The following is an 11,663-nucleotide window of genomic DNA, read 5'->3' as shown; positions in this document are numbered from 1 at the left end:
CTCCTTAAGCGCAAAAAAGCATGGTTCGGCAAAAATATAGTTAGGACAAGGCCATGCCCCATTTTGCTGCCTGCTTTTTTATTTTTTTTGTTTTTTATCCCGGTTAAGGCTGATCAGCAGCGCCGGAAGCAGCACAAGGTTGGTAAAAGTAGCCGTCACCAGCGTAAGGGAAGTAAGCCAGCCAAGCGCCTGCGTACCCCCGAATCCACTGAAACAAAAGATCACAAATCCCGCAATCAGTACCAGCGATGTGTAGATGATGCTGATACCCGTACTGTGGATGGTTTGTATCACCGTACGTTTACGATCATTGTCCTGGTGCGGTAACTCCTGTTTATAATTGACCAGGAAGCGGATGGTAATATCGATAGCTATACCCAATGCTACGCTGAAAACCAGTACTGTAGAGGGTTTCAGCGGTACACCGGCCCAGCCCATCACGCCCGCTGTGATCACCAGCGGTATCAGGTTCGGGATCAGCGAGCACACCAGTATCCTGAACGAACGGAACAGGTAAAGCATGCAAAGCGCGATCAGGATAAAAGCATAAAAAATACTTTCCTTCAGACCATTGATAATAAAACGGCTGCCTTCCAGGAACGTGATACTGGCCCCGGTAAGCTTGATATTCGCTTTACGCTGAAGGCGGCTGGAATCAATCAGTTCCGGCCATTTGGCGGCCGGTTGCGTGCGGCGGATGCTGTCTGCATAAGGCTGGTAAGCCAGGCTGTCGGCATTGAACAGCCGTTCTGCCTCCAATCGCACATCTTCCAGTATTTCCGGAAGCCTGGTGCTGCCAACATCGGCCATATTCACGCTGATGCGCGCCTCCTGCCGGCTGCTGTCCATGAAACTTTCTACCAACCGTGTAAAGTTGTTGCCGCTACCCGCCGATGCAGAGTCGCCCTCGCCTCCTTTGGCACTCAGGTAACGCGATAATGCCGGCAATAAGTATTCATTTGGCATCATGTAGTTGGCACTGTCGCCATCGAAGAAAGCCTGCCGTGCAAATTTCAATCCTTCACCCAGGTTGAGCGGGCGTGCTATTTCTTTTTTTGCCGCGAGATAACCTGCCAGCGAATCGATCTTCATCAGGTTATTGAGGCTTCTTGTTACCCCCAATTTCTTCCTGGTATCTACCAGGATTTCCAATGGCATGATGCCTTTGAAGTTAGTTTCAAAAAATTTCAGGTCAGTATAGATCTTATCGGTCTTCGGAATATCATCCACCATATATCCCACACTCTTCAACCTGAATATACCGGCAATAGAAGCAATCAGCAACAATGCCGTTATGCCGTAGATAAGTTTTCTATGGCCGAGCGACCAACGCTCCAGCCTGTCAAGCCAGCGCTTCAAGCGCGCATTGTCGAGATAACGGGTATGACGGCTCTTGGGTGCCGGCAGCACACTGAGCGCAGCAGGAATCAATACCAGGGAAATGAAAAACAGCAGCATGATATTGATACCCGAAACCACACCAAATTCTTGCAAAATCTCACTCTTCGTTAAGGCAAATACCGCAAATCCGATCGCCGCCGCCAGGTTACAGAACAACGTCACGATACCCATGCGGCTCACCATGTTTACCAGCGCCTTTTGTTTGCGTTCCTTATCGTTTGTTATGCTGGCATCACCTTTCAGGTATTGCCAGCTCGTATGGTATTTATTCAGGAAGTAAATACAGTTGGGTATACCGATTACCACGATCAGCGGTGGGATTAATGCAGTTAACAAGGTAATGCTATAGCCCAGCAAATGCATGGTACCTAAACTCCACAACACACCAATGATCACCACACCCAGGGACAATACCATGGCACTTATCGAACGGAAAAACACCAGCAGGATAATCGCCGACAATATGACCGAAGCGAACAGGAACCATTTCATTTCATTGGCAATACGTGTCGACATCTGTGTACGGATAAAGGGAAGACCACTGAACTTTATATCCAGTTGATGTGCCTGTCCGAATGCGAGTGCTTCTGCTTCAATAGCGGCCGTTACCTCATTACGTTTGGGAGTACTCATCAGCCCCTTGTTGAGGCGCACACCCATCAGGTAAGCTTTCGTGTCGGCATTGTATAGAAGTCCTTTGTAAAACGGCAGGCTGTAAAATACATTGGCGGCACTGTCGAGCTGCGCCTGGTTCAGTGGTGTATCGGGGAACAATGGCACTGCGCGGAGCCGTTCCGTAGCAGAGTCTTTCACCAGGTTCACCGCACCGGGAACGCTGACGATATCTTCCACCCCTTTTATTTTTTTCAGCGAGCGGTTGAGTTCCGCATAGCTGTTGAACATCTTTTCTGTGAATAACTTATCCGTTTGAATACCGATCACCAGCAGGTTGCCATCTTCACCATATTTCTTTTTGAACTCCTGGTATGTAATGTTAGCCGGGTGATTGGTAGGAATGGCCCTGGTAAATTCATAACTCATACCCACTTTACTGGCCCAATAAGCCATCAAGGCTGTAGACAGTAAAAGAATGGTTAAAAGGGGGAAACGGAATTTCAGTATAAACTGACCAAGTTTACGCCACATGAACGTTCAATTTAGATATATCAGTAAAGGATGTTATTTCAGCACTTCCGAAAGCTTTCGCTCAAGGCTGCTGCCGGTAAGGTTTTCAGCAATGACCTTGCCGTCCGGATCGAGCAATACATTATAGGGAATGCCCTGAATGCCATAAAGACCAACTACACTGCTTTCCCAGTGTTTGAGATCGCTTACCTGGGTCCATTTGAGCTGATCCTGCACAATGGCTTTCATCCAGGCCTCTTTCGTTTCATCAAGCGACACGCCCAGAATCGTAAAGTTCTTGTCTTTGAATTGCTGGAACGCTTTTACCACATTCGGGTTCTCACGGCGGCAGGGACCGCACCAACTGGCCCAGAAATCAACCAGCAAATATTTACCACGGAAGGAGTTCAGGCTTACCTGTTTACCGTTCACATCCGGCAGGGTAAACTCAGGAGCGGGCCGGCCTACCAGCGATGCCGGTTTTTGTGCATTGGCATCGTCCATTGATTTTTTCAAAGCAGCCAATGCTTTGTGAGCGGGATAACGTTTCACCAGGTCGGCGATTACCTTATCCAGCTCTTCGTCGGAAACCGGCTCCAGTTCATAAGCCTGGTTGCCCGCCGCAGAAAGATAATAGGTCAAGGCAAAAACAGACAAGGCCGGATTGTTGGCTTCCTGCACTGTAGCAAAAGCATATTCACGGAGTTTAGTGGCTGTTTGTCTTTTTCTGCCGGTAGCCACTGCCTGCAAGCTATCGGTACCGGGTTGTTTGCGGAGGCTGTCGAAGGTCACTGCATCGCGGTAAATATCCTGCAGGTAACCCGTCACCTTTACGATATAATCTTTCATCCGCTGACTGGCCGGTGAACCTTTTACATCGTAGTCGCTGGCAAAATCAGGCTGCTGATCGTTCATGCGCACGGTAACATCCACCTCGCTGGTATCGTTTACAAGAGAAAGTATGGGGAAGGAAAATTGATCGAGGCGTAGATTGAGCAGCGTTGCTTCAGCCGCCTGCGAATGCAAGGTAAAGCTGCCGTCTTTGTCCAGCTTCGCCGAATCCACCACCTGCGGATTCATGGAACCCAGGGGCACTTCTTCGAGGTATACCATTTTAGCCTTGCTGCCGGAAATACGTCCGTGTACGGATGTTTTGGCCGTACCGGTATCTTTCGCGCCACAGGAAAGAAGGGTGATAACGATCCCTAATCCTATCAATAATTGTTTCATCATGTTTTTACGCTTTAACTGAGTCCGTCAGGATTTAAGCTTTTCCAGCAGCAGTTCATTGGTTACACGGGGGTCGGCCTTTCCTCTTGACTGTTTCATTACTTCCCCGACAAACAAGGCGAGTAATCCTTTTTTCCCTTTGCGGTAAGCTTCGACCTTGTCCGGAAATTTCGCCAGCACAGCATCGATCACCGGTTCGAGCGAAGACGCGTCGGAGTCCTGCAACAGGTTCAACGAGCGGGCCAATTCCAATGGTTCCGCATCAGGCTGATCCAGCAGCTTTTCAAACAACCGGGAAGAGGCTATTGAAAAACTGAGTTGCCCTTTTTCCACGCATTCCAGCAATGCAGCCAGTTTAGCCGGTGCAAGCGGGAAGTTTGCGAGTTGACGCCCCGGTTCGTTGAGCCAGGATTTCACCGGGCCCAGCATCCAGTTGGCTGCTGATTTATAGTACGTAGTATGCTGTGTGACCGATTCAAAATATTCTGCAAAATTTCTTTCTTCCGTGAGCACGCCTGCGTCATATTCGGTTAGTCCCAATGCCTGCGTATAATGCAGGATGCGGGCTTCGGGCAGCGCGGGCAGTGCTTCGCGGATGCGGTCGATCTCGGCTGTTTCGAGCACGAACGGTGTGAGATCGGGGTCCGCAAAATAACGGTAGTCGTCTGCATCTTCTTTATCACGGATAGCGTAGGTGGTGCCGCTGTTGACATCGAAGCCACGCGTTTGCTGGATGATGGTTTCACCGTTTTCCAACATCGCTGTAAGGCGGACCGCTTCTGCGTCGATAGCTCTTTTAACGTTGCGGATGGAGTTCAGGTTTTTCACCTCTACTTTTGTGCCGAGGCGTGTGTCACCTTTTTTGCGAACGGAAATATTGGCATCGCAGCGGAGACTGCCTTCTTCCATGTTGCCGTCGCATACTTCGAGGTAACGCACCCATTGGCGCAGCACGGTGAGGTAGGCAAAAGCTTCATCGCTGCTGCGGATATCCGGTTCGCTCACGATCTCTACCAACGGCGTGCCGGCCCTGTTGAGGTCCACGGCGGTAAAGTCGGGATTGGCATCGTGGATGCTTTTGCCGGCATCTTCTTCGAGATGAATCCTGTTGAGGCGTATGGTTTTTTCTTCACCCGAAACACTGATCCGCACTTCACCGCCGCCGCAGATGGGCGTTGTGTGCTGCGAGATCTGGTAGCCTTTGGGAAGATCGGGATAGAAATAATTCTTGCGGGCGAAATAATTGTGCTGCTCGATGGTGCAGTTGCAGGCGAGGCCGATGCGTACGGCCAGCTCGATAGCCCGGTGGTTCATTACCGGTAAAGTACCCGGATGGGCAAGTGTAACCGGACTTACGTTGGTATTGGGAGCTGCTCCGAATGCGATGCTGTCACCGCAAAACAATTTACTATTAGTCAGCAACTGGGCATGCACTTCCAGTCCTACCACGATTTCGTATTCGGGATGGCTCATCATAAAAGTGCAGCAAAATTAGCTGTTTGAGCACAGAAATCGGAAAATAAAGCCCCCGCAATTCTGCGGGGGCTTTGTTAAGGGAAATATCTTTTAATCCGGATCAGAGCTCTGCCGTTCTGATCTTGCGGGGCATGCGGAGGTCGATTGTCTGCGTTTTACCGCTACGGCTTATTTTCACGGGTACGCTCGCTTTGGTGCGTGAATCGCGGATCTGGCTAGTAATATCTGAAGTGCCGGTAATCTCGCGATCGCCCACCTGCAGGATGATGTCGCCTTCTTTGAGGCCGGCTTTTGAAGCAGCCGATTCATCTTCCACAGACAGCACTTTTACGCCTTTACCATCGTCGGTATCCTGTACAGACAGACCGATCTTGGGTGCACTGTTGAACAACGAGTAACCACGTACCGTTGCGCCCGGAGGGTTTGGTGGTTGAGGAATATTGTCGAAATCGATGTCAAATGTACGGGCCATGTCATCGAAGTTATAGCTGTAAGCCACCCCTCTCCATTTGGTAAGTTCGGCTGTTACTTTCTGCTCTTTCCCGTCGCGGAGAAAAGTAACGGCTACTTTGTCCCCTGTTTTTCTGTCTTTAATGGCCTTGGTAATATCGTCTGCTTTTTCAACTTTGGCGTTGTCAATGCGTGTAACGATGTCTCCTACTTTGATGCCTGCTTTTTCGGCACCGGCCCCTTTGATGACGGAAATTATTTTGGCTCCTTTGGTATCTGATTGTGTGGTAACGCCCAGCATGGCTTTGTTGCCATAACCGGTAACGATTACGTCGGCCAGCTCGTTGCCATCGCTTGTAATGGTCATTCCACCACCTGTTACGGTACGGTTGTTCACGCGGGTGCGGGATACCGATACGCCTTTGGGTGTATCGCCTTTGTCCACTTCTTTGCCGTTAACGGTTACTTTGTCGCCGTCAACCTCTATGGTCAGCTTCTCTTTGCTGTCGGCAGGGCGGAGAATGACAATGCGCTCATTACGGCTATTGGAATCGGATTGGGCATGGAGCGCGCCAGGCAAAAGGAAAGCAGTAAGACCAAGTGCCAGCAGCGGCTTGATGGATGTTTTGATTCGTTGTATCATGATTTATCTACGTTTTTTTTCGTAGATCAAATATAAACACATTTCTGAAATACGAAAGACTTCGGAAATGTTAAAGTTCTTTAATAAAATTAACAGCCAGTGCCTCGTAGGTGCGCACGTCGCATCCATCGACTGTTTCATCCCCTATATATTGCATACCGGATTTCTCCAGTACTTTGAGCGAGCCGATATTGGCATGTTCGGCTCTTCCGACGATGCGCTGCAGCTTTGCCTCGTTGAAGCCATACTCCAGGCTGGCCCTGGCAGCTTCGGTTGCATATCCCTTGCCCCAGAACGCTTTATGATAACGGTAGCCGAGGTCTACTTCATCCAGTTCCGGGCGGTATTTCAGCCCGCACCATCCCATAAAGGCATTGGTTTCTGCCAGAAAAACAGCCCAACGACCGAGTCCTCTCTCGTACTGCGGTATTATTACCTGGTGTAATATTTCTTCTGCATGTACAATATCGCGGATCGGATCGTGGGTGTACTGCGTAACGGCTGAATCGGCATTCAGATCGAGGATCAGCAACGCTTCATCGGCAGTAAACCGGCGCAGGTAAAGATTATGTGTTTTTACGATCATTTGGGTAGTGTAAATCCTTAGTGCATTTCCATGCCGGAATGAACTAAAAATTAATTTTTATTACAGACTTTTGCCAGACCATTATACTTAAGCACTAACTCTTATGGAATTATTCATATTCATCATATCTGTTGCACTTTTCGGCACCTCTATATTTTTTGCCCGTCAAAAAATGCGTGAGTCGCGCCAGGCGCGCCTGCGTGTGGAAGAAGAGCAGGAAAAATTCTCCAGTATTTAATTAACCGGCTGCCAGCTCCTTTACGGCCTGCATTACCTGCGGCAACTGACCTGCATCCTGACCTCCCGCTGACGCCAGCGTTTTCTGTCCACCGCCGCCACCTTTGATGAGGCCGGCTACTTTTTCTTTGATGATTTTCACGGCATCCCAGCCGCGTGTTTCATTCAGGCTTTCCGATACAGCCAGTGACACCGATGGTTTACCACCGATAACAGCGGCCAGCACGATCAGGTGATCCGCAGCAAGCAGCGGTTTGAGTTCAAGCGATAATTTTTTCAGATTATCTGCATTGCCTACTTCTACCTGTGCTCCGATAAAATCGATGCCGCCAACCTTTTCCACTTTGTGTAATAGTTCCTGGCGTAATTGTGTTACCTGTTTAGCTTCGAAGCTTTCAATCTTTTTTTCTAACGCAGATTTGTCTTCCATCAGTTTCTCCACGTTCTTCAGCGGCTCGCGTGATTTCAGCAATTCACCGATCTGTTTGAATTGGGTGGCTTTTTCACGCAGTGATTGAAAGGCTTCTGCTCCGGTCAATGCTTCGATACGGCGTACACCTGCGGCCACGGCCGATTCTGCCACGATGGTAAATAAACCGATCATGCCGGTGCTGGCAACGTGCGTGCCTCCGCAAAGTTCTACCGAGTAAGAAGGATCGATGGTTACCACACGCACCATATCGCCATATTTTTCTCCGAACAACGCTGTGGCGCCTGATTGCATCGCCTCTTCTTTCGGCATTTCACGGATCACAACAGGAATATTCTGACGGATTTTTTCATTCACGATGTCTTCAACCTGACGGATCTCTTCCTCCGTCATTTTGGAAAAATGCGAGAAGTCGAAACGCAGGGTATCGGCCGATACCAATGATCCTTTCTGTGCCACATGCGTACCCAATACCTGGCGAAGCGCAGCATGCAGCAGGTGGGTGGCCGTGTGATTATAAGTAATCACAAGACGTTTTGCTGCATTTACTTCGGCTTTTACAGGTGCCGTGATATCTTCCGGTAGTATGTCGGTAAAATGAATAAAGAGATCATTCTCTTTTTTGGTGTTGACAACCGGCACTGTCTGTTCGCCGAAACGCAGTACACCGGTGTCGCCGGCCTGGCCGCCGCTTTCTGCATAAAACGGCGTTGTTTCCAATACCAGTTGATATTGTTCTTTGCCTTTGGCCTTTACTTTCCGGTATTTCACTACCTGTGTTTCAGTTTGGAGATCAGTATAGCCGACGAAACTTGTTTTGTCGGCCTTATTGATTTCTATCCAGTCTTCAGTATCGATGGCGGTGGCCGCACGTGAGCGGTCTTTCTGGCGTTGCAGCGCCGCTTCATAGGCGGGTTCGTCAACCGTGAGTTTATTTTCAGAGGCGATCAACCTGGTAAGGTCGATCGGAAATCCGTAAGTGTCGAGCAGTTCAAAGGCGCTCTCGCCGTCGATGACGCCGGTTTTGCTTGCCGCCATCACGTCGTCGATTTTTTTCAACCCCTTTTCCAGCGTGCGCAGGAAAGCTTCTTCTTCTTCGCGGATCACGCGTCCTACAAATTCTTTTTGTTGATCGAGCTCTGTGAACACGCCGGCAAATTGCGCAGCGATCACCGGCACCAGGTGAAACAGCAACGGCGTTTTATGATCGAGATAAGAATAATAATACCGTACCGCACGGCGCAGAATACGGCGGATTACATAACCGGCAGCCGTATTCGAAGGCAATTGTCCGTCGGCAATGGTAAAGCTGATGGCGCGGATATGATCGGCCAGTACGCGGAAGGCAACCGCCTCATGGCTGTCGCTGAAATCATATTTGCGACCGGTGATCTTTTCTACTTCGGCAATGGTGCCGGTGAATACGTCTGTATCGTAGTTGGATGTTTTGCCTTGCAACACACGCACAAGCCGCTCGAAGCCCATGCCGGTATCTACGTGACGGGCAGGCAACAGCTCGAGGCTTTTATCTTTTAAGCGGTTGAATTGAATGAATACGTTGTTCCATATTTCAATCACCTGCGGATGGTCGGCGTTCACGAGGTCTTTACCGGGAGTGGCTGCGCGCTCGGCATCCGTGCGGCAGTCGACGTGTATTTCAGTACAGGGACCGCAAGGGCCGGTATCACCCATTTCCCAGAAATTGTCTTTTTTATTTCCCAGTAAAATGCGTTCCTCCGCAATGTATTTTTTCCACTCGTTAAAGGACTCGTTGTCGCGTTCCAGTCCTTGTTCGCTATCGCCTTCAAAAATGGTTACATAAAGGCGTTCCTTATCGAGTTTATATACTTCGGTGAGCAGTTCCCAGCTCCAGGCGATGGCTTCTTTTTTAAAATAGCCCTCTTCCGGTGCGTCCGGATTGCCAAAGCTCCAGTTGCCCAGCATTTCGAACATGGTATGGTGATAGGTATCCACGCCCACCTCTTCCAGGTCGTTATGTTTGCCGCTGACACGGAGACATTTTTGTGTATCCGCCACCCGGGCGCTGGCGGGTTTGCGGTTGCCGAGGAAATAATCTTTGAACTGGTTCATGCCTGCATTGGTGAACATGAGGGTCGGGTCATTTTTCACAACAATGGGGGCAGAAGGCACGATCTCATGGCCTTTGCTCCGGAAGAAATCCAGGAATGTCTGTCTTATGGCGGTGCTGGTCATCATAAATTTGCCAAATAATTTGGGTTGATTTTTGCTCGCGAACGGCCTATATTTGTTTGCTTCTCCGGCCGCTCACGGAGTGGGCAAAGGTAATTGTTTCGCTGTGTAATCCTGCGTCCGGCGGTTCCGGAATGCGAAAGGCTACTGATTAGTCATGAAGAAGATCAAATATTATTACAATACCAATACCCTTCGCTACGAAAAACTGGAGTCACCGTTGCGGGTCAAGCTCCTGCGCATATTCGGATTCATTGCTGCCGCCCTGGTTACTGCTGCCCTCATCTCCTATTTCGCCTTTCAATTTGTAGGTTCTCCCAACGAAAAATTGCTGCGCATGCAGAATGCCGGCCTGCGCGACAACTACCGCGACCTGGACGATCAATTGCAGGAATTGGAGAAACAATTGAAAGAACTGGAGAAAAGAGACAACAATGTTTACCGGGCCATCTTCGAAGCCAACCCCATTCCCGACAGCGCCCGCGCCAAGGAGCTGGAAATGGAACAGGAAATGCGCACCGTTACCAGCATGAACAACAACCAGCTTTATGCGTCCATCAATCAGACCATCAATACGCTCAGAAGCCGTATCAAGGCGCAGCAGGGTTCTTATAAAGAAATTGACGAACTGATCCGTAACAAAGAACAACTCCTCGCGCATACGCCGGCCATTCAGCCGGTGAGCAACCAGGATCTTTCGCGCATTGCCTCCGGTTTTGGTTATCGTATCGATCCGGTATATAAAACGCCGAAGATGCATGCGGGCCTCGATTTTGCGGCCCCGCAGGGCACTCCTATCTATGCTACCGCCAATGGCACCGTATCGCTTGCCGGCAACGCCGGCAACGGTTATGGCAACCACGTGATCATCAATCATGGTTACGGTTATGAAACCTTATATGGTCACATGGTAAGGGTAAAAGCGCGGGTAGGCCAGCAGGTGAAGCGTGGTGAAGTAATCGGCTGGGTAGGCAGCACAGGCAAAAGCACCGGACCTCACTGCCATTATGAAGTGCACAAGAACGGCAACAAGATCGATCCGGTTTACTTCTTCTACAACGACCTTTCGCCCGAACAGTTCGACCGTCTGCTGAAACAGGCAGCCGCCAGTAACCAGAGTTTTGATTAATCCTTTTTTACTTCGTTGATTTTTTCAACCGATATTTTATCCGGGGAGAGATATGTGATTTTTGCCTGCACTTTATCGCCGGGATTAAGTTCGCTCAGCCCTTCGCCTCCGAGTTTTGCCGTGATGTTGCCATCAAACAATTGCACATATACGGCATGGGGTGTAATGCGCTCAACCACGGCCTCCACAGCCTGGCCTGAGGCCACCAGCTTCTGGGCTTCGTAATAGGAGGCGATATAAGCATGCGAAAAGAGTTCCGCAGAAAGACGTGCGGGATTATCGAGATTGATCAATTTGAAGGCAACGGCTTCGTTCACCACTTTTTCCGAAGGCACTTTCTCCCAGCGTGACAATTGCAACGGGAAGAAGAGGTAGTTGCCTATTTCCTTTACAAAAAATTTCCCTTCCACTTCTTTGAGGTAACCGGAGAAGCGGTTTTCGATACGCGCCTTCTGAATCATCAGGTGCAGCGCATTATTGTATAAAAATTTGAGATCATAAGCCGCCAGCTTATCACCTCTGTCTGTAAGACGCGTACGGAAGCTCACTTCATCACCCGGACGAAAAGTCTGCAACTTTGAATGCAAAGTATCTCCTGTTCTTCCCACCACTGTTTTCTTTCCATTAGAAACATATTCGATCGTCAGCAGTCCCTTGGCTGCATTCACAGAAACTACCCGTCCTTTTTTCAATTCGTCCGTCATGTCAGTCTTATTTTCTGCGAAGGTGATAAAAAAAAAGCAGC

The 11,663-nt window shown here is 49.5% G+C and carries 9 protein-coding genes; 2 read left to right on the top strand and 7 right to left on the bottom strand.

What is annotated here, in order from left to right:
* Window positions 1-78: 78 nt before the first annotated feature.
* The 5 genes from H608_RS0103585 to H608_RS21105 all read right to left on the bottom strand — a co-directional run bounded on the left by H608_RS0103585 (window position 79) and on the right by H608_RS21105 (window position 6,911).
* Window positions 79-2,547, bottom strand: a complete 2,469-nt coding sequence (locus tag H608_RS0103585; protein WP_028786478.1) for an efflux RND transporter permease subunit — start codon at window positions 2,545-2,547, stop codon at window positions 79-81.
* A gap of 33 nt (window positions 2,548-2,580) precedes the next feature.
* Entirely contained in the window at window positions 2,581-3,759 is a 1,179-nt protein-coding gene (locus tag H608_RS0103580; protein ID WP_051268002.1) for a TlpA disulfide reductase family protein, read from the bottom strand.
* Window positions 3,760-3,783: 24 nt separating this feature from the next.
* Complete coding sequence (gene gatB, locus H608_RS0103575) at window positions 3,784-5,232, bottom strand: Asp-tRNA(Asn)/Glu-tRNA(Gln) amidotransferase subunit GatB (RefSeq protein WP_028786476.1); 1,449 nt, start codon at window positions 5,230-5,232, stop codon at window positions 3,784-3,786.
* A 100-nt stretch (window positions 5,233-5,332) separates the two neighbouring features.
* Window positions 5,333-6,325 (bottom strand): PDZ domain-containing protein, encoded by a 993-nt coding sequence (locus H608_RS0103570; protein ID WP_028786475.1) that lies wholly within the window; start codon window positions 6,323-6,325, stop codon window positions 5,333-5,335.
* A gap of 70 nt (window positions 6,326-6,395) precedes the next feature.
* Entirely contained in the window at window positions 6,396-6,911 is a 516-nt protein-coding gene (locus tag H608_RS21105) for a GNAT family N-acetyltransferase (protein ID WP_038007024.1), read from the bottom strand.
* A gap of 103 nt (window positions 6,912-7,014) precedes the next feature.
* Here H608_RS21105 and H608_RS24800 point away from each other — a divergent pair, with 103 nt between their 5' ends.
* Entirely contained in the window at window positions 7,015-7,149 is a 135-nt protein-coding gene (locus H608_RS24800; RefSeq protein ID WP_281169157.1) for a hypothetical protein, read from the top strand.
* Here the strand turns inward: H608_RS24800 and alaS are convergent, their stop codons facing one another.
* On the bottom strand, window positions 7,150-9,795 hold the full coding sequence (gene alaS / locus H608_RS0103555; RefSeq protein WP_211227023.1) for an alanine--tRNA ligase: 2,646 nt from the start codon (window positions 9,793-9,795) through the stop codon (window positions 7,150-7,152).
* A gap of 151 nt (window positions 9,796-9,946) precedes the next feature.
* Between alaS and H608_RS0103550 the strand changes: the two genes are divergently transcribed.
* Window positions 9,947-10,918: a M23 family metallopeptidase gene (locus H608_RS0103550; RefSeq protein ID WP_028786473.1), complete on the top strand. Its 972-nt coding sequence runs from the start codon at window positions 9,947-9,949 to the stop codon at window positions 10,916-10,918.
* On the opposite strand, the gene H608_RS0103545 is transcribed toward H608_RS0103550, so the two are convergent.
* Window positions 10,915-11,622 carry a hypothetical protein gene (locus tag H608_RS0103545; protein ID WP_028786472.1) on the bottom strand — a complete coding sequence of 236 codons (708 nt, stop codon included), beginning with the start codon at window positions 11,620-11,622 and terminating at the stop codon, window positions 10,915-10,917. The two genes, H608_RS0103550 and H608_RS0103545, sit on opposite strands and share 4 nt — an antisense overlap.
* Window positions 11,623-11,663: the final 41 nt, after the last annotated feature.

Source organism: Terrimonas ferruginea DSM 30193, assembly GCF_000425585.1.
GTDB classification, from domain to species: Bacteria; Bacteroidota; Bacteroidia; order Chitinophagales; family Chitinophagaceae; genus Terrimonas; species Terrimonas ferruginea.
The sequence above is the reverse complement of the archived record's forward strand: the minus strand, read 5'-3'. Positions and strand labels throughout refer to the sequence as shown.

What these genes read in the sequence shown, in the direction of transcription:
- H608_RS21105 (WP_038007024.1), bottom strand. Translation starts at nt 6,911, where the DNA reads ATGATCGTAAAAACACATAATCTTTACCTGCGCCGGTTTACTGCCGAT.
- H608_RS0103550 (WP_028786473.1), top strand. Translation starts at nt 9,947, where the DNA reads ATGAAGAAGATCAAATATTATTACAATACCAATACCCTTCGCTACGAA.
- H608_RS24800 (WP_281169157.1), top strand. Translation starts at nt 7,015, where the DNA reads ATGGAATTATTCATATTCATCATATCTGTTGCACTTTTCGGCACCTCT.
- H608_RS0103570 (WP_028786475.1), bottom strand. Translation starts at nt 6,325, where the DNA reads ATGATACAACGAATCAAAACATCCATCAAGCCGCTGCTGGCACTTGGT.
- H608_RS0103580 (WP_051268002.1), bottom strand. Translation starts at nt 3,759, where the DNA reads ATGATGAAACAATTATTGATAGGATTAGGGATCGTTATCACCCTTCTT.
- alaS (WP_211227023.1), bottom strand. Translation starts at nt 9,795, where the DNA reads ATGATGACCAGCACCGCCATAAGACAGACATTCCTGGATTTCTTCCGG.
- gatB (WP_028786476.1), bottom strand. Translation starts at nt 5,232, where the DNA reads ATGATGAGCCATCCCGAATACGAAATCGTGGTAGGACTGGAAGTGCAT.
- H608_RS0103585 (WP_028786478.1), bottom strand. Translation starts at nt 2,547, where the DNA reads ATGTGGCGTAAACTTGGTCAGTTTATACTGAAATTCCGTTTCCCCCTT.
- H608_RS0103545 (WP_028786472.1), bottom strand. Translation starts at nt 11,622, where the DNA reads ATGACGGACGAATTGAAAAAAGGACGGGTAGTTTCTGTGAATGCAGCC.